This window comes from Pseudoalteromonas sp. ATL1, from assembly GCF_058933015.1.
Genome location: NZ_JBZYXL010000001.1, coordinates 2,127,582 through 2,152,140, shown reverse-complemented (window position 1 = coordinate 2,152,140; position 24,559 = coordinate 2,127,582). Strand labels below are relative to the sequence as shown.

24 protein-coding genes are annotated in these 24,559 nt (G+C 43.8%); 6 read left to right on the top strand and 18 right to left on the bottom strand.

The features are described from left to right. Nucleotides 1-95: 95 nt before the first annotated feature. The 13 genes from AC5FX4_RS09740 to AC5FX4_RS09680 form a co-directional block, all read right to left on the bottom strand. Nucleotides 96-557, bottom strand: coding sequence for a hypothetical protein (locus tag AC5FX4_RS09740; protein WP_493606214.1), 462 nt, complete (start codon nt 555-557; stop codon nt 96-98). 11 nt (nt 558-568) lie between these two features. Next, nucleotides 569-1,339, bottom strand: a complete 771-nt coding sequence (locus tag AC5FX4_RS09735; protein ID WP_493606213.1) for a hypothetical protein — start codon at nt 1,337-1,339, stop codon at nt 569-571. Between the two features lie 264 nt (nt 1,340-1,603). Next, entirely contained in the window at nt 1,604-1,909 is a 306-nt protein-coding gene (locus AC5FX4_RS09730) for a ubiquitin family protein (RefSeq protein WP_493606212.1), read from the bottom strand. A gap of 2 nt (nt 1,910-1,911) precedes the next feature. Further along, nucleotides 1,912-2,790 carry a hypothetical protein gene (locus tag AC5FX4_RS09725; protein ID WP_493606211.1) on the bottom strand — a complete coding sequence of 293 codons (879 nt, stop codon included), beginning with the start codon at nt 2,788-2,790 and terminating at the stop codon, nt 1,912-1,914. An 81-nt stretch (nt 2,791-2,871) separates the two neighbouring features. Next, nucleotides 2,872-3,183, bottom strand: coding sequence for a hypothetical protein (locus tag AC5FX4_RS09720; protein ID WP_493606210.1), 312 nt, complete (start codon nt 3,181-3,183; stop codon nt 2,872-2,874). A 36-nt stretch (nt 3,184-3,219) separates the two neighbouring features. Next, nucleotides 3,220-3,744, bottom strand: a complete 525-nt coding sequence (locus AC5FX4_RS09715; protein ID WP_493606209.1) for a phage tail-collar fiber domain-containing protein — start codon at nt 3,742-3,744, stop codon at nt 3,220-3,222. 228 nt (nt 3,745-3,972) lie between these two features. Further along, nucleotides 3,973-4,887, bottom strand: coding sequence for a phage tail protein I (locus tag AC5FX4_RS09710; RefSeq protein WP_493606208.1), 915 nt, complete (start codon nt 4,885-4,887; stop codon nt 3,973-3,975). A 9-nt stretch (nt 4,888-4,896) separates the two neighbouring features. Further along, nucleotides 4,897-5,721 carry a baseplate assembly protein gene (locus tag AC5FX4_RS09705; protein ID WP_493606207.1) on the bottom strand — a complete coding sequence of 275 codons (825 nt, stop codon included), beginning with the start codon at nt 5,719-5,721 and terminating at the stop codon, nt 4,897-4,899. Between the two features lie 109 nt (nt 5,722-5,830). Then, complete coding sequence (locus AC5FX4_RS09700; protein WP_493606206.1) at nt 5,831-6,079, bottom strand: hypothetical protein; 249 nt, start codon at nt 6,077-6,079, stop codon at nt 5,831-5,833. Continuing rightward, the gene (locus AC5FX4_RS09695; protein WP_493606205.1) at nt 6,076-6,474 is read right to left on the bottom strand and encodes a 3TM-type holin; all 399 of its coding nucleotides are present in this window, start codon (nt 6,472-6,474) and stop codon (nt 6,076-6,078) included. Before AC5FX4_RS09695 ends, AC5FX4_RS09700 begins: the two co-directional genes overlap by 4 nt. Then, on the bottom strand, nt 6,474-6,890 hold the full coding sequence (locus AC5FX4_RS09690) for a glycoside hydrolase family protein (protein ID WP_493606204.1): 417 nt from the start codon (nt 6,888-6,890) through the stop codon (nt 6,474-6,476). The genes AC5FX4_RS09695 and AC5FX4_RS09690 overlap by 1 nt, the downstream gene beginning before the upstream one ends. Nucleotides 6,891-6,899: 9 nt before the next feature. Then, nucleotides 6,900-7,271: a hypothetical protein gene (locus AC5FX4_RS09685; RefSeq protein WP_493606203.1), complete on the bottom strand. Its 372-nt coding sequence runs from the start codon at nt 7,269-7,271 to the stop codon at nt 6,900-6,902. Continuing rightward, nucleotides 7,249-7,524: a helix-turn-helix domain-containing protein gene (locus AC5FX4_RS09680; RefSeq protein WP_493606202.1), complete on the bottom strand. Its 276-nt coding sequence runs from the start codon at nt 7,522-7,524 to the stop codon at nt 7,249-7,251. Before AC5FX4_RS09680 ends, AC5FX4_RS09685 begins: the two co-directional genes overlap by 23 nt. 584 nt (nt 7,525-8,108) lie before the next feature. Between AC5FX4_RS09680 and ettA the strand changes: the two genes are divergently transcribed. The 4 genes from ettA to AC5FX4_RS09660 all read left to right on the top strand — a co-directional run bounded on the left by ettA (nt 8,109) and on the right by AC5FX4_RS09660 (nt 11,787). Continuing rightward, nucleotides 8,109-9,773 carry an energy-dependent translational throttle protein EttA gene (gene ettA, locus AC5FX4_RS09675; RefSeq protein ID WP_493606201.1) on the top strand — a complete coding sequence of 555 codons (1,665 nt, stop codon included), beginning with the start codon at nt 8,109-8,111 and terminating at the stop codon, nt 9,771-9,773. 99 nt (nt 9,774-9,872) lie between these two features. Beyond that, nucleotides 9,873-10,229: a PilZ domain-containing protein gene (locus tag AC5FX4_RS09670; protein WP_493606200.1), complete on the top strand. Its 357-nt coding sequence runs from the start codon at nt 9,873-9,875 to the stop codon at nt 10,227-10,229. A 169-nt stretch (nt 10,230-10,398) separates the two neighbouring features. After that, on the top strand, nt 10,399-10,809 hold the full coding sequence (locus AC5FX4_RS09665) for a hypothetical protein (RefSeq protein ID WP_493606199.1): 411 nt from the start codon (nt 10,399-10,401) through the stop codon (nt 10,807-10,809). A 60-nt stretch (nt 10,810-10,869) separates the two neighbouring features. Further along, nucleotides 10,870-11,787 (top strand): M14 family metallopeptidase, encoded by a 918-nt coding sequence (locus tag AC5FX4_RS09660; RefSeq protein ID WP_493606198.1) that lies wholly within the window; start codon nt 10,870-10,872, stop codon nt 11,785-11,787. 51 nt (nt 11,788-11,838) lie between these two features. Here AC5FX4_RS09660 and AC5FX4_RS09655 read toward each other — a convergent pair whose 3' ends face one another. Beyond that, nucleotides 11,839-12,411 carry a CBS domain-containing protein gene (locus tag AC5FX4_RS09655; RefSeq protein ID WP_493606197.1) on the bottom strand — a complete coding sequence of 191 codons (573 nt, stop codon included), beginning with the start codon at nt 12,409-12,411 and terminating at the stop codon, nt 11,839-11,841. Nucleotides 12,412-12,730: 319 nt separating this feature from the next. On the opposite strand from AC5FX4_RS09655, the gene AC5FX4_RS09650 reads away from it, so the two are divergent. After that, nucleotides 12,731-13,687, top strand: coding sequence for an FHA domain-containing protein (locus tag AC5FX4_RS09650; protein ID WP_493606196.1), 957 nt, complete (start codon nt 12,731-12,733; stop codon nt 13,685-13,687). A 36-nt stretch (nt 13,688-13,723) separates the two neighbouring features. Here AC5FX4_RS09650 and AC5FX4_RS09645 read toward each other — a convergent pair whose 3' ends face one another. Further along, complete coding sequence (locus tag AC5FX4_RS09645) at nt 13,724-14,233, bottom strand: Mpo1 family 2-hydroxy fatty acid dioxygenase (RefSeq protein ID WP_493606195.1); 510 nt, start codon at nt 14,231-14,233, stop codon at nt 13,724-13,726. 155 nt (nt 14,234-14,388) lie between these two features. Between AC5FX4_RS09645 and AC5FX4_RS09640 the strand changes: the two genes are divergently transcribed. After that, nucleotides 14,389-15,684, top strand: coding sequence for an amidohydrolase (locus AC5FX4_RS09640; protein WP_493606194.1), 1,296 nt, complete (start codon nt 14,389-14,391; stop codon nt 15,682-15,684). 166 nt (nt 15,685-15,850) lie between these two features. Here the strand turns inward: AC5FX4_RS09640 and recD are convergent, their stop codons facing one another. The 3 genes from recD to recC are packed head-to-tail and all read right to left on the bottom strand — an operon-like array spanning nt 15,851 to nt 24,532. Continuing rightward, nucleotides 15,851-17,737, bottom strand: coding sequence for an exodeoxyribonuclease V subunit alpha (recD, locus tag AC5FX4_RS09635; RefSeq protein ID WP_493606193.1), 1,887 nt, complete (start codon nt 17,735-17,737; stop codon nt 15,851-15,853). Further along, nucleotides 17,734-21,282 carry an exodeoxyribonuclease V subunit beta gene (recB, locus tag AC5FX4_RS09630; RefSeq protein ID WP_493606192.1) on the bottom strand — a complete coding sequence of 1,183 codons (3,549 nt, stop codon included), beginning with the start codon at nt 21,280-21,282 and terminating at the stop codon, nt 17,734-17,736. The genes recD and recB overlap by 4 nt, the downstream gene beginning before the upstream one ends. Beyond that, a complete protein-coding gene (gene recC / locus AC5FX4_RS09625; RefSeq protein WP_493606191.1) occupies nt 21,269-24,532 on the bottom strand; it encodes an exodeoxyribonuclease V subunit gamma in 3,264 nt (1,087 codons plus the stop codon). The genes recB and recC overlap by 14 nt, the downstream gene beginning before the upstream one ends. Between the last annotated feature and the right edge of the window lie 27 nt (nt 24,533-24,559).

Below are 24,559 nucleotides of genomic sequence, written 5' to 3'. Positions count from 1 at the left end.
CAAAAGCGTGTATATCTGCACGCTTTTAGTCACGGCGAAGTTGTTTCAGGATCTCATAACACTTAAACGTTCAGCGTTGTCTGCTTAAAGGCGCTTTATTCACCTTTAAGCACTTGGCTTACACCATTTGCGCGTTGGCTGATTTCATCCATCACTTGCGCTTGGCCTTTCACTTGGTAAGGGAACTGTAAACTGCCCTCTGTCACTTGTTGTTCAATGCCGCCAATGGCAGCTTTGAGTGACTCCGTAGAAGCACGCATTTCAGCAAGGCTTTGTGCTGTGCTTAGTTTGTTGATAAATCCACTTAGCTCGTTGAGTAGGATGTGCGTGGTGTCGGAAGTGGTGCCAAGTAGTGAGGCATTATCTGCCACCTGTTTATTAATTGACTGGCGAGAAGCAATGCGGGTTTGTTCGCCCAGCTCGGCTTCTGTTAGTTGCACTTCAAATGTGGCTGCTTCGCCAAATTGTTCTAACACCAGCTGCGCAGTCACATGCTCAGGTGTGCTTGAATTATAAAACTGATCTACTTGTTGATTATTTACGATTAATTTAGCCATGGTTACTCTCCTTAGTCATATGCATTTTGGTCAGCGTCACCTAGGTATGGGAATTGGGCCCAGTGCTTATTCGCTAAATCTATCTCGCCAGTCACCACGGCAGGCAGTGCGACTTGAATTATACCTGTTTCAGTTTCTGGTTTACCTTGTCCATTGACCATAGGGTGGCAATGAATATAGCCATTGCGCCAAGAACTGACTGGGTATTGGGTACCACATAGCTTTGCAGGTTCCCCTGCTTTTAATCCTCCACACCATGAGCTAGTGGGTACAACTCCTCGAATATGTTTTACAATTGCTGCGCACGTCACATGTGATGCATGCTTACAATGTTGCCACATCAAGTAAGATGCAGAGTGACTGTCCTCGCCTCTGCGATTTGGGTAATACTCAAGCTCCCAGATATGGAAAGCACCGGAAAAGTGCTGTCTATCAGAATTGATGGCTTGTAAAAACTCACGAGCTAAAGCTGAGCGTTGGTCTGGCACTATGCCAGTGACTACTGTTTCAAGCACTTTAGCACTTTTCACATAGCCACCGCTCCAATGAAGCGGAAAGGAGTTATCGTTATTTGGTACCAATATTTGGTTTTTACTCAACCGAAAATGAGAATGTTTGTATTTCGCTGAATCGATATAGCTATTCACTTGGTTGATATAACCATCAACCTTGGTTTTTGATTGTGCCACCTTGGCATCAATATCGGTGATTTTATTGTCTACAATGGTGGTGAGGTCATTAGAGGCCTCGATTAATTTGGCAATATCTTGTTCTAAAGCCATTTGTTTTCTCCAACTAATGGATTGCCATACTGCAAAATTGGCAGGGTTAAAATAAAAAACCCGCTACCAGCAAAACACCTATCGCGTATAAGATCCTGACCTTCGTCAGGATGACGACATGGGATATATTTCGCGTCCTCGTGAAGATGACGATGTGGAATATATTTCACGTCCTCGTCGTTCTGAACTTGTTTCAGAACCTCAAAACACTAAAAAGGGAGTATTGGGCTAGTAAGCGGGTTTGTTTGGTTTACGGTTTAAGAATTATGCAGGTTTTGCGTAAGTTGCTTTGATGGCGTTTCGCTGAGCCAACCAAGCCTCTTTAGCGGTTGTAGCTTGTGTCGATGATTCACCAAACTCAGTTACAGCTGCCATATAGTCAAAGAAAAGGTAATCACTTTCTTTACTATACTGGGCGCGTCTTAGCATTTGTATTTCTTGTTCATTAAAAATAAGCTCGTAGTCGTCTGCTGCAACTTCGGCTTGCTTTGCAATATGTTCTGCGTAAGTGGCGTCTTTAATACCACCAGCAAACACTTTTTGTGTCGAAATTTGTTTTAAAACAGCCATGATTATGCTCCTTCATCTAATGCTGGGGCGGTATGAGAATATGGGTGACCCACGCTATCCGCCCAAATCATATTGTCACCATGATCGCCTGTGCCAACGTAAGGTAAAGCAATAGCCACTTTCATTTTGCCGAGGCCTCTAAAGTAAGGTTGATGACAGCCACCCCAACCTTGCATCGCACTGTGTTTATATTGCCAGCCTTTGCCAACATCACCCGAACCCACACGAATTGGAGCGGAGCGATTTGCCGATGGATAGAATGACAAAGTCCCCGACTGCTCAAGTACATTCACCCAGCAAGTCGCTTGCGTTAAAAACTCACCTCGGCCCCACCCTGTAAAAGTTGGACAGCCTTGATTAAGCGTGAATAACATGCCGGCGCTTTCATCGCTTGTCACGCCTTTGGTAATGTTTACATCCAACAGTAAGATCCTAAAATCACTGCCATAGAAAGGCTCTGCATCTGAAAAGTAATCGCCAATTGCTCTGTTAAAATTGTCATTAGGAGACAAGTTAAAATCTTCTAACATGGTGTTTTTTAACTTAGTCACGGTACATGTCCCCTCTGTACCTCGGTGATAAAAACAACTCCACGGTGCTGCATGCGATTGCATCACATCTACTGCAACGCCATCCTCATGCCCCGAATTTATTTTTGCAAAATACTTAGTGTCTGACAGGTTATTAGGTGCAAGTGGCAACGCTTTTTGGAAACTTGCAATTTTCGATTCTACAGCCTGCTCTTTTGCAGCGAGCCTGCTATCAACTTCTTGAGACTTTTGGTCTAGCCTTGCTGTGATCTCTTGGATCTTGCCATCCACTGTTTCGGTCAACTTATCCGTTGATTCTATCAACCGACCTATATCTTGTTCTAATGCCATGTTATTTCCTTTAATTTCAGAAAAAAAACCGCTCAATGGCGGTTTGCGTGTTTAGTTAGATTAAGTTTCTTGTATCTAAAGCTAGTTTTTGGGATATCTCGCTTGAATGGTCTCACGCGCTTTTAACCAAGCAGTTTTGGCATTAGCTGTATACTCATGGCACTCGCCATGTTGAGCCAACATAGCAAGGTACTTGATTGCAAGACCATCCGCTTCAACCTGATAGGCATGACTACGCGCAGCACTTAGCGCAGCCACTTGTTGGGCTTGTTTCGCTTGTTTAAGTGCAACTGTAGACGTTAGCGGCACACACTGATGACAAATACTTTCAGCACCTTGCTCGTTTTGCCCTTTTTTTGAGTCGTCAGCTCTATATATTTGAGTATTCTGCATCTATATCCTTCCTCTCACTTTTGATACAAATTTTATTTAAAGTACACCCGCGTCCATTAACGCGAACTTTTGTTTAAGATGACGCACCATATTGCCAATTTGCGCCGCGCCTAGTTTGGCAAGCTCGGGGGCAATTAAAATATTGAGGTTAACGCCTTGGTCAATCACCGTGATTGAGTCTGCGGGTACGCCCGTTAGCACTAAGTCAAATGCAAGTAGTAAATCAACTTCGGCTGACTTGTAAGCAATGGGTTTATCGGGGTTTGAGTACACCGCAAACAAGGTGCCATCTTCTAGATAAAAACCGACTTCATTGACCCAAAAGTTGTTGTCCGTGTCGTCAATCACACTCATGTGAATTTGCGCGTTGCCTTTGTCTTCACCGCTGGCGACGGAAATTCGATGCACTTCCGCTTGTAACGCACTTCGGCTTTGATCAGGGGTGTAATTGCCTGTACCTAAACCGATTTTGTTAATTTTGGCTTGGAAGCCATTTTTGTCTGAATTAAACACCGCCTCTAATCCGGCGGTGGTAATCGTTGGCCGTAAAATTGTGCTCACTGCACACACTCCTTATTTCTATAGAATTTAAGCAGTTACTGGCATTAAGCGTGGTAAATTACACCTCTATTGATGTGCCGCTAGGCTGTGTGTAAGCAAAACCGACTGGCATGTTTGCCCAAGATAACTACTTGGCTAGATGTTTGTGCACCAAGCGCGTGCTTGGCTCACAAAATCAAATTTGGTTTTAAGCTTTACCCTAAAGGGCAGCCAGCTCCGTTGACTTAGCTAGTTTTGAGTTGGATTGTCGACATCAGTGCTGAAATAGAAACGCCCGACACTATAACGACGATTGCTAATGTGGCCGCCGAGCGCTAACTCCGATTGCAAGTAATAACATCCTGCTGGCAGCTTTTGATTGCTTCGCATGTAAAAACGCCCGACAGAATGGCGTTGATTATTAAGGTGCACACCCAGCGCTAAGCTGTCTTGCAATCGTGCTTCAACAGCTTTGGTTGAACCTCTTTGTCGGTTGACTGCATAGCGACCTAAGCTTGCCGTCGTCAGCCCTGCGGTAATTGCACTTGGTGCCGCTTTAACAGGAATGGTGTCGTAGTTGATCCGCCCAACCTGCAAGCCACTGGTGGTGGTTGCGACCTTTATGCCTAAATCTAACTTAGCACCAACCAAAAATTTAAAATGTGCTCGCTGTGGCTTAGTATGTGTAGTGACGCGCTCTATTGCTTCGTACAACTCCTTTGAAAGCGATATTTGCTCGCTGGTATATACCTGCTCATTGGCCCAAGTAATAAAGGTGAAGGTATTCGGCTCTTTACTGTGCACTGGCACCAAAGAGGAGTCGTGCACATCTTCAAACCACTCAAAAAACTCCATCACCACACCCAGTGATTTAAGTGCTTGCTTTACTGAGCCGACTGTCCCCTTGTGCTTGTGAATAGCGACAGAGTTTTGGATCAAAGCGCGTTTTGCGTCAGAAGGCCATGCTTCATCCCACTCATCGACTGACAAACTCCAAGCGAGCCAGGGTAGTAACTGCTCAGGACAAGTGTTTGGGTCCCAGTGTTTAGCCACATGATCAGGTATCGATTTGCGCGGTTCAAAGGTCGATGCTTTTTCCAGTGCTTGCTCAAATGAACTGCCGTTCGGTGGTAGCAAGGAGACAAATGTTTTTTTTTCAGTCATCTACAGCTCCTAAAAGTATTCAATGTCAATCACACTTGCCACCGCGGCTTCGTCCTGTGCACAGTGAATATCATCAACTGGCGAGGTTAATTTCACCTTTCTGACACCCGCTTGATGCAAGGTATCAATAATGCCTGAATGCGGCACTTCTTGGCCAAGCCGATAATGTTCACGAACAAAAGCGGCAAGCGCGCTGTTTATTTGTGCTTTTACTCGCCCTTCATCAGCAATTTCATGCAAATGCACTTGGGCTTTTATTTGGTATTGTTTCGGTTCAACTTTGTGCACTTGCACATAGTCTGTTAGCGGGCGAATATCGTCATCATTTAAGTAAGTGCGTACTTGTTCAATCAGTGGATCAGCCTGTGCATTTTGCTCTGGCAATACTTTTACATCCACATAGCCTGGTTGGCTGGAATACACATGCACATCTCTCACTTCGGGTGACGCTGCCATGGTATGGTATTCATATGCACCCATGGTACCTGCCATACTGTGGCTTTCTAGCGATAGTGGAATACGTGCCCGATAACGCTCATCGCTCTCGCCCTCTGCTCGTTCAACGCCAAAAAGCACGCCTAAGTGGTCAAGGTCGTTGTTATTGGCATAGGCCACCATCACCGAGCGCGCTGCATCATTTATTCGCTGACGGAGCAAAAGCTCTCGCATTGCCGAAATTTCTAACAATTTAATGGCTGGATCTGACACCAATGGCGTGTAATCAGGTTCTGCTTCAAGCAGCGCATCGTACATTTGTTGATATATAACGTCATAACTTAAATCTTCAATCACATCTGGCTTGGCCAAGCGTGATAGCTCAATTGCATTGTTCACAGGTAACTCCTTAGGACATAGCTGATAACGGCTCAGCTTGGTTTGCTCAGAATGGCAGCACGCAAAATGGTGCTTAGAATGTGTTTAGTGGTGAATAGAAAACTTGTACTTAATTGCTGCGAGGGTTGCTGCCAAGTAAGGTATCAAGCTTCTTGTCGATTGAATCTAATCGTTTTTCAATGCGTTTTTGGTCTTCATTGCGGATCTGCTTTAGATGCGTCAGCTCTTGGGTGTTGGTAGTGATCCGTTTATCCAAATCGCTCAAATAAAGTATTCCCGATACTAACAATGTAACCGTGGTAATAATGTGGGCTAAATTGAGTTCCTTCTTCATTTGCCAATGTTCTGGTTGACTCACTTAGCAACTCCGTTAATTTTCTCTACCGTTCTTAACCCCGCGAGCCCTAGCATGCCAAGCGTCAGCTCTAGCATGACTTCTAAAGGGAGTTTAGGGGCACCTATTTCTGGCCATAGCCACTGTAAAATTGGATTAACCACGAATGAGAATAAAAAGCCAAAGCCACATACCCAAAGCAAAAAAGGCCTTGCCCCGGCAACAAATACACTACGATGTGACGCACTCATTGCATTAATTTGCGCTTGCACCTCGGCAGATTTTGCGACCAAACGGGCCTTTAATAGATCTTGCTTAAGCACCTCTTCCTCACTAGTGAAGAGTTCGTCCAAAATATTCCCAACCGTTTGAATGGGATCTTGGGTTGTTGTACTAAATAACTTTGCAAGTAGTCCCATCACTGCCACTCCCCTGTTAGCATTTGCTTTGCTAATTCGTTGGCACGATTGGGAACTTGATTTGCCCAGCGACTATTGAGCATTTCCAGTGCAGCTTGCTCATAATTGCCACACTCAACATGATGAAGCATCTTTTTAAAGCCCATTAGACCACTTAAGCCCAAGTTAAATGCCATATTAACGAGTACAGCAAGGCGCGCTTCATTACACTTACTCACATCAATGCGACGCTTTACGCCCGCTTTGGCCTCTTGTACATCCTTAGCCAGTAGCTGCTCCGCTTCTTCTTCATCGACGCCGTTATCATCTAAGTTGCGTCCATAACCTATGGTTAACTTTCCTCCCGTACAATAATAAGGGTACTGTTTGTACCCTTCATGTTTTTTGATCTGTTCGACCGTGATCATCAGCGACATAGCGACTCCTTATACACTGTTAAGGTTGGCCGAAAACTCGACCAACAAACTCCGTTCAGCTTTGACTAGCCAAAATTCTGCTGAACGTTTCGAGTCAAACCCAACTAATTTTGCCGCTTCAGTTAAAGTGCCGGTCATTAAATAACGCGCCCGTATTGCACGGATACACTCAGGCCTTAAAGCCGCAATAAGCTGAGTTACTAACTCAATTTCTTTTGGAACCGACATGGCGTCAGCCCCTGTACTACCGCCGGTCGGTTTACCATTCACATCACTGATTGAAGTAGTTCGAAACCCTTTACCAAACTCTCTAGCGCGCCAGAAGTTACCCCAACGCTTCAGTGCAGTACGCACTTGCTTAATTGTTATGTGTGTCGTCATGATTAATTTTCGCCATTACTTCTAAAATATCTAATAGGTATACGTCTTCAACTAGGCTGATCACATCGTTCCAGCGCGGATCAAACTCTCTATTTTCCCAGCGCCTTAAAGTACGCTCTTCAATGCCATAGCTGGCGGCAGACTCTGCTTGCGTAAACCCTCTCAAATTGCGTGCATAGCGCAATATTTCTCCACCACGAGGGGTTTTTCTTGGGGTAAAAATACGTCCAGAGTTGACAGGTGATTGTTTCATTACGGTTCCTTTTAATTTCTTAATATATTGAATCACCGCTGGATACCTTTGACTGCTCATTGCGAGGCTATGCAAAATAAGTATGTTCAGCGAGAAAGCACAACTGAAGAGAACGCCATACAACACCAAGAAAGATTGCCCCACACTCTCTATTCCATAGAGTTGCGATTCAAAATACCTTGAATATTGACAAAATAATCCACTCATTAAAGGCTTGTTGATAGTTATCGCGAAAAGTAAAGCGATTGAACGGGTTGTTCGGACTATAATCCACCGATATTGAGCAAGCTTGATTATTTACAATTCCTCTAAACAATTGTTCTCAATGTAAGCTAATCTTACCGTTTTCTTGCGCCCGAAACAGGTCAAATATGACCTACATTTATCACCTTACTTAGTTTTAATGAGAAAATTCATACGTGCACATAAAACATACAGGTAATACACATTTGTTAAATAATAGGATGTAACTAAAAGCCAAAATAACACTCACCCTTTAGTCATAGTTATTTTGTTAAAACATTGCCCCAACGCGCTGCTTTCACTAAAATAACGCCAAATAACATAATCAAAATTGGAACCTCATGGCTCAATATATTTATACGATGTCTAGGGTGAGCAAAGTTGTGCCACCTAAAAGAACCATCCTAAAAGATATTTCTCTATGCTTTTTCCCAGGCGCTAAAATCGGTGTTTTGGGTTTGAATGGTGCGGGTAAATCAACATTACTACGCATTATGGCGGGTATTGATAAAGAATTTGAGGGCGAAGCGCGCCCACAGCCTGGTACAAAAATTGGTTATCTTCCACAGGAACCTGTGCTTGATGAAAGCAAAACGGTTCGTGAAACAGTAGAAGAAGCCGTTAGCGAAGTAAAAAATGCGCTAGCGCGTTTAGATGAAGTTTATGCTGAATACGCAATGGAAGATGCTGACTTTGATGCACTGGCAAAAGAGCAAGGTCAACTTGAAGCAATTATTCAAGCACACGACGGTCACAACATTGACAACGTGCTAGAGCGTGCAGCAGACGCGTTACGTTTACCTGAATGGGACGCAAAAATTGAACACCTATCAGGGGGTGAACGCCGCCGTGTTGCTATCTGTCGTTTATTATTAGAAAAGCCAGATATGCTGCTACTTGACGAACCAACCAACCACTTGGATGCTGAATCTGTAGCTTGGTTAGAGCGCTTCTTGCATGATTACGAAGGCACTGTAGTGGCAATTACCCACGACCGTTATTTCCTTGATAACGTTGCAGGCTGGATCTTAGAGCTTGACCGAGGTCACGGTATTCCTTGGGAAGGCAACTACTCTTCTTGGTTAGAACAAAAAGATGCGCGTTTGAAACAAGAAGAAAAGTCTGAAAAAGCACGTCAAAAATCAATCGAGAAAGAGCTTGAATGGGTACGTTCAAACCCGAAAGGCCGTCAAGCTAAGTCAAAAGCACGTATGGCTCAATTTACTGAGATGCAGCAAACCGACTATCAAAAGCGTAACGAAACCAACGAGCTGTTTATTCCACCAGGTCCTCGCCTAGGTGATAAAGTTATTGAAGTAAGTAACTTGAATAAGAGTTTTGGTGATCGTGTCCTTATAGACGATTTAAGTTTCAGCGTTCCTAAAGGCGCAATCGTCGGTATTATCGGTGCAAACGGCGCGGGTAAATCAACCCTTTTCAAAATGCTAAGTGGTCAAGAGCAACCAACTGGCGGTGAGATTGTCATTGGTGATACCGTTGAACTTGCAACCGTTGAACAGTTCCGCGACAACATGGGTGAAAACAATACGGTATTCCAAGAAATTTCAGATGGCCAAGATATTCTGAAAATTGGTAACTTTGAGATCCCAAGCCGCGCTTACGTTGGCCGCTTTAACTTCAAAGGTAACGACCAGCAAAAGTTTGTTAAAGAGTTGTCAGGTGGTGAGCGCAACCGTTTGCACTTAGCCAAACTGTTAAAAGCAGGCGGCAACGTGATCCTTCTGGATGAGCCTACCAACGACTTAGACGTTGAAACGCTGCGCGCGCTAGAAAACGCAATTTTAGAGTTCCCTGGTTGCGTAATGTGTATTTCCCACGACCGTTGGTTCTTAGACCGCATTGCAACGCATATCCTTGATTACCGTGACGAAGGACAAGTTAACTTCTTCGACGGTAACTACACAGAATATGAAGAGTGGTTGAAGAAAACATACGGCGCTGATGCTGCCGAGCCAAAACGTATTAAATACAAAAAAATTGGCTAAAACTTGCCTGCTAAGCCCCGATAATTCGGGGCTTTTTATTTGGTATTGCGAGTGCTTAGCAACTATGCTTAACATTAGTCGATCCATAAAGGAGCAAGCATGAAAGACAGAAGACAATTTACCCGCGTGCTTTTTTCTACACCAGCGTTGTTAATGACAGCCAGTGGTGATTACAGCTGCCAAGTGATCGATCTTTCTCTCAAAGGCGTTTTGATTTCGCACCCCATTGGTTATGTGCCGTTAAGAGACGAATCAGCCAGCATCAAAATTCATCTACCTGATAGCGAAATCGTCATATCGATGGAAGGTGAAGTACGTCATATTGAGGCTGACCATATTGGTATTCATTGCAGCCAAATTGATTTAGACAGTGTCACACATCTGAAACGCCTTATTGAGCTTAATCTCGGTGACGATGACGTTTTACATCGAGAGCTAGAGCAGCTGCTGCGTTAAAAAGCTAAGCTCACTGAGCACCTATCAGCATCTACTAACCCCCTTTTCTGCATTTAGCTACTTATCTTGAGTTCGTATGACGAACTCGTGTGATCTCCATATTTTATCCACTTTATCACAATAAAATATCAAGCAATTAGTATCAGTTTAATACCAGAGTAGTTAAGCCATGAAAGAATTTAAGCTTCAAGCAAACGTTGCTTTTTATGCATTTGTTGGGTTTGTGACATTTCTATCGTTTTTAACGGCAACTTATGCAAATAGGCAGGGTTACGAGGCACTGACTCACAGCACATTTGTGTTGTTGATTATTGCCATCACTTGCGTAAACGTGAACTTACTGATGACAATTAGTGGCAAACGGATGGTGAGCTTTTGTAACAATGGCTTATGCTACATCACCCTATTAGGGCAAAGAAAATACATTCCTGTCGAAGAAATTTCAGATATTAAAATTAAAAAAATATGTGCGATTAGCGTAACCCACGTGCATCACAATAACGGCAGCATTTACTTTTTAAGCTTTCAATTCACCCGTTATCAAGAGCTTAAATTAAGAAAATTTGGCTATCTGTCTTAGCCATTTGCACAGTTGCCGTAAAAAATTTAGGATGACATTTTAACGCGCTCAGAGGTCAAAATGTCACACCTTTATCCGATAGGAAAAGCTAACAGCCCTTGGCAAGATGAACATAAATTACAGTGGCTCGAACAACAACATATCACACGAAGCTACCAGCAAGATGTCGTAACGAAAATTCAAAGTCTTCCTGAACACTTGATAGTCGAGCAATACGCCACGCTGGAATATAGCTCTGCAAAATACCCTCTTTTTGCCATAAAAACAAAAGCTTGGGATAGCAGCAAAGCGACCGTATTAGTAACGGGTGGCGTGCATGGCTACGAAACCAGTGGTGTGCATGGGGCACTTGCTTTTGCGAAAAATAACACGCTCAAATATAGCGAACATTTCAATTTGCTCATACTGCCTTGCATCAGCCCTTGGGGCTACGAAACCATTAATCGCTGGAATCCAAATGCGATTGACCCAAACCGCTCTTTCTATGAGAACTCTCCCGCCAATGAAGCGCGTTTTGCAATGCAATACGTGCATTCTCTTGAGTGTGACATTTTATGCCACGTTGATTTGCATGAAACAACCGATACCGATAACACCGAATTTAGACCAGCATTGGCAGCAAGAGACGGCGTAACACACGATAATTGGAATATCCCTGATGGCTTTTATCTCGTTGGACATACACAAAAACCACAAGCCGAATTTCAACAAGCCATTATTGAGCACGTATCCAGCGTGACACAAATCGCACCCGCCGATGAAAATAACAAGCTAATTGGTGTACCACTCGAGCAATTTGGCGTGATTAATTACGATGGCACCGCTTTGGGCTTATGTATGGGCATGACTGATGCGCCCTATGTCACCACCACAGAGGTTTATCCAGACGGTCAGGCCGCCACGCCTCAAAACTGTATTGATGGACAAGTTGCGGCTATTGAAGGGGCGTTAGATTTTCTAATCAAAAACAAACCGTAGGCATAAGCGGATAAATTAGCGCAAGATGTGCTGCCCACATCTTGCGTTAGGTTAGGCGGTCATTTCCTCATGGCCGTGAATAATGGCAAAAATCTCTTTGAAAGAATGTGCTTTGTTAAAAATATTAACCGGAATATGCAGCGCTCTTGCAATATCACTTGCTGAGATCATGCCTCTCAACCCACCATGCTTATTCACTAGCAATACATGCTGTTGACCAATTTCCTTCAGTGTTTCAAGTACATCACCTATTTTGGCCTCTTTTACCGCACTGTATGCAATCGCATGTAAATCTGATTTGGCGGTCATTAAATCTTCTACGGTAAGATCATTGCGAGACTGGCTGCGCTTTTGCGCCGTGCTGAGCACCTTTCTGCCTGTTAAGTCTTTCGAATTCACAACACCTAAAAAAGTATCATCATGGTCGATGACCAGCTTGGACCTCACATGACCATTAATCATCATGTATAGAGCATGATCTATATCGACATCTTTTAAGATCACTTGCGGAACACGCCTTGTAAAATCAGTGACAATTTTCAGCGCGCTAGAATCTAACGTTAAGCGCTCTGAGTCAAAATGATCGCAGAAACTGTAAACACCAGTTAATTTTACGGTGTTCATTTTTTTAAATTCACTCACTTAACCCTCACGGAGACCACCAGCAAATCATGTATGAAATATGGTTTATTTTGCAATAATGCGCAAGGCGGGATTTTTATTAATTTTGTAATGTGATGTAATTGGCTTACAACGCAGAATTTTCTAAAATACTCAGTAATATATTTAACTTGTGTTTGAATGGCTTGTTAAGGAACATTAGGGAAAAACCATTTTTAACAGGCACATAGGCAATCGCTTTTAACAAACTGATTGATGCCTATTTTCACAATTTGACAACGAACGCTTTTCGAACACACCTATGAGAATGTAAGGACATATAATGGCTTATCTTATTGACGAACAAAGACTCAGCAAAGTTTACTTAAAAAGCTACCATACCGTAGGCCGTTATAAGTTCAATGTTGATACCCTGATTGACCAACCCGGTGTGTCACGCCATCACGCAATTATCGAACTCTCTCATGACAAATGGCTTCTCAGAGATGTAAGCACGAATGGCACGTGGATAAACGACAAAAAAATCGATAAAAACTTGCCTTATCAACTGTGTGAAAATGACAAAATAGATTTCGCTGCACCAGGGCAAAATTCATTTGTTGTGGCAAACTTAAGCACTCAATGCCAATACCTTGTATCTCAAGACGAAGAATCAAAAGTCATCGAAGTATCGGACCAACTCTTGCTGCCTGACGAAGAGAATCCTACCCATATCATCTATTATGATTCGATGTTAAGTTATTGGTTTTTAGAAGATTTAAATACAAGTGATAGACAAGCACTCATCGATGGTGGGTTACTCAGTGCGTTCAATCGCCAATGGGTATTTTATTGCGCGGGAAAGGCTGCAATGACCAAGCATTTAGACAACCAACCAACGGTCAAACCTTGTGGTCTATCATTTTCGGTAAGCCAAGATGAAGAAACAACCCAGCTGGCTGTTGAATTAAATGGTCAAGTGATTGACCTTGGAGTCCGCACCCATCATTACTTATTGCTACTGTTAGCACGCTTACGCATTCAGGATAAAGATGACGGCTTGGAACTTGAAGAACAAGGCTGGATATATCGAGAAGACTTGATTAAGGCTTTGGGTGTTCAGATGAACCATATGAATATTATGGTCCATCGAGCTCGTAAACAGCTCACTGATGCGGGTGGTGTTGATTTCCCTGAACTTGGCTACCTGATCGAAACAAATAACGGCAAATTAAGGCTCAACAGTCAAGATATTACGATTATTAAAGGCCACAAACTAGAAACACGCATGACCATTTAATCATTTTTGAGGCAAAGGCAGGTTTTATGCCTGTCTTTACCTGTACTGCCCTGCCTGTTCCACAATTTGCTTTTCTAGATCTTTTTGTAAACCAATTAAAAATAACAATTCAACAGTTACAAACAGTGGCCCTATCAACAAACCCATAATATCGTCTACAAATGCTGGCTTTTTCCCCTCATAATAATGGCCCACAAACTGGATGACCCACCCCAGAAAAAACAACCCAGCACCCGTGAGATAAAACCACATATCGGTGAATTGCCAGCTTAAATAGCATTGTTTTGCGACCGTGTAACATAATGCGAAGAGCACGCTCATTAGCGCACCAAAACGAAAATTCAGAGATAAGTAGTAACCACACACCGTTATTGTTAGAGCCAACGCTGGAGTTACGGTAACGTTATTGAGCGTAACAATAGGCACATATAGTAACCATGCTAAGGCAAAGACAATTAAAGGAACGCCAATAAAGTGAGTCGCAATATTACGCTTATCTCTATGATATTTCGCATAGGTAACCAATTGCTGTTCCATGGATTTCATTAATTTCTCTCATTAAAGTATTTACTTTAAATTGTTAAACCATATTGGTTAAAAATTGTCAATGAAAGTAAGTTGCACCTCACTTTGATAACCGTAGAAAATGATCAAGGTAAAGTGTTAGTCTGTTTAGACAATAAATACGAAGGAATAACATCATGCGCTTAATCGGTGCTTTAGCCTGTTTTGCTGCGGTGTTGAGTAGTCAACCCAGCCAAGCCACAGCAATCACATCAATGGATGAGTTAGATCAGCAGGTGATCAAATGGCGAAGACATTTGCACCAATACCCAGAACTCAGTAATCGTGAGTACAAAACGGCGCAATATATCGCCTCTCATCTACAAAAGATGGGACTCGATGTACAAACAGGGATTGCGCATACCGGTGTCGTCGCTAGGCTTAAAGGCGCGAAACCCGGGCCGCTAATAGCACTGCGCGCCGATATGGATGCGTTACCTGTTACAGAACAAGTCGATTTACCCTTTGCTTCAAAACAGATCACCGAATATAAAGGCAAACAAGTTGGCGTGATGCATGCCTGTGGGCACGATACCCATGTTGCTATTTTAATGGGGGTCGCAAAGCTACTCAGCGAACGGCAATCTGAACTTGCAGGTGAAGTAATGTTTATATTTCAACCTGCTGAGGAAGGTGCCCCTGATGGTGAACAAGGAGGCGCCGAGTTGATGCTCAAAGAAGGGTTATTCAAAAATAAAAAGCCCGAAGCCATATTTGGCTTGCACGCCACAAGCAGGCTAAAAGTGGGACAAATTGGCTACCGAAGTGGCCCGATGATGGCAAGTGAAGACTCATTTTCAATTAAAGTCAAAGGCAAACAAACCCACGGTTCAAGACCTTGGCGGGGGGTTGATCCCATAGTCACAGCAGCGCAAATTGTGATGTCAGCCCAAACCATCGCTTCTAGACAAGTTGATGTGACGCAAGCTCCTTCTGTTCTCTCATTTGGCGCAATAAATGGTGGGATACGTTCTAATATTATTCCCGACGAAGTAGAGCTAATTGGCACCATTCGCACCTTTGACCAAGATATGCGCGCGGATATTAAAAAGCGCTTAATACACACCGCTGACTTAGTCGCTCAATCGGCTGGCGCGCAGGCGAAAACCACCATAAACGACGGCTATCCAGTGACCATCAACAACCCAATACTTACCCGCAATGCTCTTCCCACTCTCACTGGAATACTGGGAAACGAAAACGTGAAAGAGCTTAGCTTGATCACCGGTGCTGAAGATTTTTCATATTATGCGCTAGAAACACCGGGCTTTTTCTACATGCTTGGGGTAACGCCAAAAGATCAAGACTTAAATACAGCAGCTAGCAATCATTCACCTCTGTTTTTTGTTGATGAGCAAGCATTGAGCATTGGCGTGAAAACACTCAGCCAACTGGCACTTCAATATTTAAACGAAACGCGGCCAAACGATTGACCTAAAAAAAGCCGCCATGGTTTTCACGATGGCGGCGTCTATTCCTACTGGGCTTTGGAATGTATAGGGAAATAGACAGTGAAGGTGTCATGCTTCAACAACATGTCTACGTTAAAAACTATAGTCAACTGCAACAAAAAAACAACATATTATCCTTTCATTAATTTCATGTTAACCTTCCCCTCAAACCAGAACACCTAGAAACGCTCTTAGACATTGCATTAAGCAATACCCTTTCTTGCGCAACCAGTTCAAACTTTTCTTTTGCTCGCGTGATCCCCGTATAAACAAGCTGTCTGTTAATGCCTGAAGAAGCGCGTTGCAAAGGAGGCAAAAGCATCGCAGTATGGGCAAATTCAGAACCTTGAGATTTATGTATCGTCATAGCGTAGACATTGTCGTGCAAAGGTAAACGTGCTGGATAAAAAGCGCGATAACCGCCTTGTTCATCAATAAATGTTGCTTTGAGTTGTCCGTGCTCATCAGGCAATAATATGCCAATATCACCATTGAATAGCTTAAGCTGGTAATCATTTTCAACAATCATAATTGGCTGACCTGCGTAATGACGACCATTTGGTTTGATTAGTCCCATAGTGTACAAGGCCTGCTCAATGCGCTTGTTAAGCTGTGCGACACCATACGGCCCTTCTCTCAGAGCCGCCAATAATTGAAAACGTGCAAATGCACTGTGAATATCCTGTGCCGACGCACCATTTTGCATAAGTGTAAGATAAGCACTGTAGTGTGTCGCACAGCGCTCAATTAAAGCCTGATATTGCGTTTGATCCAGTGGTAGCAAAACAATATCATCAAACCCACCAGCCAACGTTTCTTGTAAGCGCTTTTTATCGTTGTTGTTGACTGCCATGGCTAACTGACCGATGCCACTGAATTCATTAAAGCGGTGGCTTTTTTGTAAAAATGCGATGCTGTCTGACAGCATAAAATCATCCGCTTGCTCGTGCAAAACGGCTTGGCCCGCAAAACACAAATTATTTAACCGCGTGCAAAGCGCACGGCTATAGTTAGGCTGCCACCCGAGTGTTAACCCCTGACATAAGTCGCTCAATACACTACCCGTATCTACGGAGGCAAGCTGATCTTTGTCGCCAAGTAAGATCAACCTCGCATGACTAGGCATAGCTTGTACCAACTTAGCCAATAACGACAAATCCACCATGGAGGCTTCATCTATGATCAATAAATCTAAATGCAAAGGATTGTGCTGATTATGTCGGTACTGGTTACTTTGTGGGATCACCCCAAGCAGTCTGTGAATGGTTTGAGCTTGCTCTGGTATTAATGCACCGAGCTCTTCACTGAGGCCCAATTTCGCTTTTGCGCCCAGAATAGATTCACTCAGTCTTGCCGCTGCTTTACCCGTTGGCGCAACCAGTTTAATGGTTAACGGCGCTTTGCTATACAAAGATTGTAAGATGGCAAGTAGCTTAGTAACGGTGGTTGTTTTACCCGTTCCCGGCCCGCCAGTGATCACACAAAAGCCACTGATCGCCGCCATCGCACAAGCAACTTTTTGCCAGTCTAGCTGCTGAGCAGTACTTGGGAAATACTCCTCCAACAAAGTCGCAAGGCGTGATTCATCAATCACTAATTGTTGACTTTGCATGGCGAGAAAGCGCTCTGCAAGCAAGGCTTCGTAGTTAGCAAGCCGCGCTAAATAAAGCTTATCACCTAAGAGTATCAAGGGTTGCCCCTCACCCACTGCATGGTGTCCCGCGAGTGAGCGCCAAATCACTGCGGGTTCACTTTTATCCCAAGGGGTGATATCTAACTCAAGCTGTAGCGCTTTTAACAAAAAAGGGTCTAACCAATCAATATCTTGCGCTGATAAACAACTATGTTGCTGCTGCTCAGCACGCAATAACAATAAAATAATATAAAAGTGATTATCAATTTTTTGAAAGTTTAGTAATTTTGCGAGAGCCACATCTGAATGACGCACTCTGGACTCACTCAATAACAGCGCAATAAAGGCCTGGTGGTCAAAAATCCGCTCAGGCGTGTCGGCAAACAAGTCTAACTGGCTCATAGCATGCTTCCTTGTGAAAACAGCGCGTCAAGCTGGCGTAACTGCTCTATTGTGAGCTGGTTGAAATACACGCCTTCTCCATCCCCCATGGCTCTTAAAAACACGTAGTACACCCCGCCCAAATGTATTTCAGGATCATAGTCCACCAAACGTTGTGATAAGAGTCGATGTAAGGCAACTGAATAAATCATATATTGCAGGTGATATTGATGTGCATCCATCGCCATTTTGAGGTTGTTATTTTGATAATCTTGCGCGTTATCGCCGAGGTAATTTGATTTGTAATCCAGGATGTAATATTTGTCCTGATAGACAAAAATCAAGTCAATAAAACCCTTGAGTAAGCCCTTAACTTGTTCAAACTCTAATTGGCTATGCTGACCAGTAATATTCGCAACCAAGCGATTCAATTGCTGCGCATGTAACGGCTCTAAAGGTAAATAGAACTCCATTTCTACCAAACAATCTTGAGGTCCGAGGCAAGCCAAACTGAGTCCGATACTTTCGTCCAACGGACACTGCAAACATGACTCAATCCATTGCTCAACGCAAGGTTGCCAATGTTCATCAATATGATATTTGTTCAGGCTATGCTCGACAACTTCACTCAAAGGCCGCATGTCAACGTTCGGATTGCGTGGCTGTGTGAAATCAATTTGCTCAAAAATCTCATGCAAACAACTACCCGGTTTAGCCCCTTTTGGAAAAGTGTAAGCATTAAGCACGAGTTGCTGATTAGCCTGATCGTGTTCGGGTAAATCTAGCTGGTGGTTTTCATCAATCGCCCCCAAAGGCCGCTCATCGCTGTGACTTTGATAGCTTAACTGACTGAAGCTGGTAGCGCGCCAATCTCGTTCGATATGCGTGGTAATTGGTTTTACTGACAGTGTTTGCTCTGTTTCATGTACGCGAGGCAATGCGTGTGCCTTGGGCTGTTCGTCATTCAACCAACACAGCGCAATATCGTTGTTTGCCTGGCAAAACGCACTCAAAGCGTCGTGCCATTGCTGAGCACTTTGAAATGCTTGATTACCAAACAACACATAACCAATGGCTGTTTGCGTGATCCCAGGCTTTTTAGTTCGCCCAGCCGCAATGTTATAGAGCCCAACATCGCAAAAGTAAATGGCGCGCGTAAGCGCTACATAAAGTAGACGAATATCCTCAGCTAACCGTTCTTGCTCTGCAAGAGCTTTATCATCATCGTTGGGATCAAGGTTGTAGATCAACTTGTCATTCTTGTGATAAACCGTTTCACTGGCTTCTCGATAACCGCTGGCAAAAGGCATATACACAATGGGATACTCAAGGCCTTTTGACGCATGCATGGTCACAATCTTAACCAGCTCTGCATCACTTTCTAAGCGAACCTGTGCGCTGTCATGCACGGCCTGTTGGCATTGTGCGCTCAACCAACGAATAACCCGCAAAGTACCATCAAGTTCTATTTGTTTTTGTTGCAGTAACTCCGCCAAGTGCCTGTAATCGGTCAGCCAACGCTCGACGTTATAACCTTGTGCCTGCCAAAGTTGCGGCAAGTCATTTTGCACCAATAATTGTTCCAACATTGCCATGGCACCTTGCTTGTACCACAGCTTTTGTAACTCACTAAACTGATCGAGATAAGCTTGCCACTGTACTTCTTGAGTGCGTAATTCATACACTTGCGCATAATCCAGCGCAAACAACGGGCTAACTAAAATACCTCGCAGTGCCGCTTCGTCATACTTACCGTGTAGCACTTCTAAAAAGCTCAAAATTGCATGGCTAACGGTCTGATTAAATATACTTTCGCGCGCTAAGTACACACTGGGAATGTTCAATGCGCCTAAAGCCGACTTAATCACTGACGCTTCATTTCTATCTCGCACCAGCACACAAATATCACCCGCCTGCACAGCTTGGCTTCCAATTTTAGCCTCTCCCTGACGGGCCGCGTGTAACAGCAGCGCAATTTTATTGGCGTAGGACTCCGATAGCCTTGCCTGCGCTGCCGCTTTGCTGGTGGTTGGACTCTCATCTTGCAGTACACTTAACACCAACGGAGCGCGAGTTTCTGTTTCATATACAAACTGAGACTCTGCACTTTTGCCCTTGGCCGAAACCGGTATAAACGGGATCGCTTGGTTATAAATAAAACTGTGTTGGTGTGAAGAAAAAATGGCATTAACAGCATTCACCACACCCGTTGCCGAGCGGAAATTGGTCGACAAGGTATATTGATTTTGCTCAGAAACCTGCTGTTTCGCATAAATGTAGGTAAAAATATCCGCGCCGCGAAACCCGTAAATCGCCTGTTTGGGATCACCAATCATGGTCAAAGTGGTGTGCTCATGCGAACCATAAATCGCATTAAAAATACCATATTGAACGGGGTCAGTATCTTGGAATTCGTCAATCATGGCGACAGGGAATAAACCGGCAATTTTACCTTGTAACAATTCGCCCTGCGGTGAATGTAAGGCATCATACAATTGGTTTAATAAGTCATCTGGGCTGATCAAGCTATGTTGCGCTTTATGGGCTTGCAATAATTGGCGCACTTGGCGCGCACTATATTGCAAAATAGCCAGTGGCAGCCCCGTACTCACCTGTTCATGCAAGTGCGCCATTTGCGTAAATTCACTAAGCAGTGGGTGCGTGATCACTTGGGCACCTTTTTTGTAGTTAGCCGTGTTTGACAGTGATGCCTCTGACCACAGTGCAAATGAGTGTTTTGACGAGCCAAACTCAAAATACCATTGCTCATCTTGGCAATAATTATATAAAGCCTCAATGTTAGCAACGCGACCGGGGGCTTTGTTTTTAGCTAGCGCACTGTTGGCTAGAACGCTAAAAAAGTCGCTTTCTAATACTTTGCTTTTAAATTTCTGAGCATTTGTTTGATACTGTTCACGAGCAGCAAACACATCGGATAATTCAACCGTTGGCTGTACGCTAGCCTGCTGTTTTGCCAGCAACTTTGTTACTTTGCTCGCTAAAGCGTGAGGGCTAGAGTAATGATCTAACACAGCCTGAGCCGTGTCTTTATCCATTGGATAAACAAAACTACGCCAATGATCTTTGATGGCCTCTAAGATCAATTCAGATTCATCCAACACAAACTCTAAGTTAAACGCTACATTAGATTCAAACGCATGTTGCTTCAGCATTCTTTGACAAAAGCCGTGAATAGTAAATATGGCGGCTTCATCAATCGACTTAGCCGCAGCATCTAACAAAGTGTAAGCTTGATGAGTGTCAGCCACTTGTGACAACACCGTGTTGATTAACTCATCATCACACGGCGCACCTAAAAGCGCATCTCGCGCAAGCACAATGCGCTTTCTGACCCTATCTTTGATCTCTTGGGTCGCCGCCTCTGTAAAAGTGACCACCAAGATTTGCTCAACCGATAAGGGTGTTTGCTGCGTTGGCGGTAACTGTAAACCCAGCAAGCAGCGTAAATACAAACCCGTGATAGTATAAGTTTTACCGGTTCCCGCACTTGCTTCAATCAGGTTTTCGCCCTGCAGTGGCATGCTCTGAGGCTTAAGAATCTGCATAACGCTGCTCCTCGGCCAGTGTCACTATGTTTGCAAGTAGCTTGTCACTTAAAGCGTGCAGTTCAGTACTAATGGCGTCTAAATTATTAAAATTAAGCGCAACATAAGGGTCTTCGCTTTCTCCAAATCCAATATATTGACCGCCATTAAACTTGGCGGCCGCTTTGTTAATATCACCCGTTGATGCTAGCTCATACGCGGTACTGACAAAAAACGGCATGGGCTGAGCTAAACACTGCTGATAGAACTCCAGCCAAGTCGTTAAATGTGCACACGCTTGCGCTTTCTCTATTGGTGCGAAGCTTACTTGCTCATCTAAACCGTAAATATGAGTATGGACAGGCTCGTCACAGCATTGTGCAATACAGTGCATTAAAAAGCCCTTTACTTTGTCTTTTGCTTTTATGCTGGCGCTTCGATAAAAAACCTGTTTGTTTTCATAAAGCTTATCTAACCAACCTAGCAGCGAAAAATCCCCTAGCTGAATTCGCACTTCTTGCGGCATGCGTTGTTGTGTCACGGTACTGTGTAAACGCTCAATCATAGGTTGTACACGCTGTTGCAAACGAGCCAGTTGAATTTCTCCCACCGCCGCTTGAGGTAAATGCCCTCTTTGTATCATTTGCTCAAGCTTTATTTCTTCTCCACGCAATTGGCTTTCTAAAATTTCATCTAGGTAGTGGTATCGCTCAAGGGTATCCAGTGCAAAAGGCTCTTCATCTTTACTTTGTTCACTCAATTGATGCAAACGAAGGCCCAGCGTTTGCGTGTAAAATGCGCGTTGAGGCGCGAGCACCGTGAACAAAAACTGCGATATTTCAATCTCATGTTCAAGCTCCACCGCCAAGCAACGCGGCGCTTCCTTAACAATGTTGTGTGATTTAGGTAACCAGACAGGGTTAAAGCTTTGCTTATTTGAATCATCGCGATAGTTGACTGGATTAAATGGCTGTAGCGTCGATTTTTGCAATAAATGCGTGGACGGTAATGTCTGATGGTCGTCATAACAGAAGCTTCTATCAATATATTCCATCAGCTCACTCACCAATACTGAAGGCATTTGCGGCTCGTTGTTATAGCAAGAACGTCCAATATAGCTGATATAAAAATGCTCACGGGCACTGAGCAAGGCTTCTAAAAACAAATATCGATCATCAAATTTACGTGATCGGTCACCTTTTTGCCTTTTTGAATGCGGCACTAAATCAAAACCTATCGGTTGCACCGTTCTCGGATAATCCGCATCATTTAGCCCAAGTAGGCAAACCACTTTAAAAGGCACTGCGCGCATCGGCATTAAGGTGCAGAAGTTAACAGGCCCGACCAAAAAGCGCTGACCAACTCCCTTTTCTTGTATCCCTTGTTTGACCAAGTAACTAAGTACTTTAGGCGAAATAGGCTGTTGCATATCGCTGTTATCATCGTGCTTTTGTAACTGCTCAATAACCTTCTCTAGCGTCAATAAATCCCAACTCAGCTCAGCTTGTGCATCGTAAAACTGCGCAACCATTTCTCTGAGTAACTGTGCTTTTTCAGCAAGTCGTGCATCCGCTTGCAGACGTTGCTTAAACTTGGCAAGCGTATTGACGAAATACAGCAGTTTACTCAAGCTATTCACCGCCATACCTTCTACCAGATCAGCCGGATAAATATCTGCAAACGCTGTATGCTCATCCGCCGATGCCACGCCCAACAACAAACGATTTAAACCATGTTGCCATGTATTCAGCGATAAGGCGGGTAAATCATGATCTAGCTTGTGTTTTGCATCCAACCCCCATTTTACCCCAACTTGCTCAAGCCAATAACGCATCTGCGTAAACTCATGTTCATCAACACTAAACTGGCTGGCAATCGGGGCGACGGCAAGTAAATCGAGGATGTCAGATACACCAAAGCGGCTAAATGGTAAATTCACCAAGCTGATAAACGAGGTCAATATTGGCTTTTCTTGTTCGATGGATAAATCAGCCAAGGCATAAGGGATAAAGCGCTTACCGGTGGCTGAGCCAAACACCGCTTCGATGTACGGGCTATAGGTGCCAACATCCGGCATCATCACAATGATGTCTTTGGGGGTGAGACTAGGGTCTTGGTGAAACAGACTGAGGAGATGATCGTGTAAACACTCCACCTCCCTCAGTGGCGTATGACAATCTTGGAGTTGCACAGATGTGTCTTCAAGGGCGATGGGCAACTTGCCTTCATCGTTAATAAACCACTCTTTTTGTGCTGTTAATGACTTGCCTTTAAAAGCTAGTTGATAGATTTCTTGCTGAATTTGGCCAAGCAAGGTGTTCTCAAAGTCTTCCACAAAACCATCTATCCACTGTGCATCTAATTGCACCAGTTGTGCGAAGTAGTCACGCCCCAACTTTCCCCATGAAGACAGTAAAGGATTACCCACCATGTAATATTCGTCTTGGCTTTGCTGCGCATCAATTTCCGGCATTTTGGCGTATTTAGCGGCGATTTTTGCTTGTGTTTTTTCATCGACTAGGTCGCCCCAGTAATGTTCACTGGGATTGCAAAAAAACAGCAATACGGTCGTTTTTTTGGCGAGTGCTTGAAATACTTCAAGTTGACTGGAAGCCATCGCCGACAAGCCAAAAATGCATATCCGCTCAGGCAGCTCATCACTCGATGCGTGTTCCAAAGCCGAAATCAACTGCTTATGCATATTAGCACGGTGATAGTCGCTTTGACCGAGTGTTTGAGTGCGCTCAACAAGTCGTCGCCATAAATCAGGTTGCCATGGCGCAATGTTAACATCCACATCATCGAGCTGATCTTGCCCGCTGTCCCACGTATCTAACCAATGAGGGCGATACATCAAATATTGGTCAAATACGTCGGCGATTTTTTCGCATAGTGAAAACTGTTTAAGCCCGTCGCTATCATTATGGAGATATTGCTTTAGCTGGGCATAACTTGGCTCTTGTAAACACGAAGGCAAAATTGAAACGAGTTTCCACGCCATGTTGGGTTTATTGTATGGCGACTCACTCGGTACATTAGGTAAAAACTGTTGATATAACTTCCAAATGAAGCTCGAAGGTAGTGGAAAATCAACCTGTGCAGCAACGCCAAGCGCATTACTCAAACCAATTTTTAACCATTGAGACATGCCGGGAGATTGCACTAACACCACTTCTTTTTGGAATACGCTGCTCAATGGCGCGCTTTTAAGCAAGGTATGAAACTGTGCTTGCAGCACTTCCATTCGGTTCGATTGAATTATATGCAACATGATGTTTTTCAGAGCTATTTATCTTCA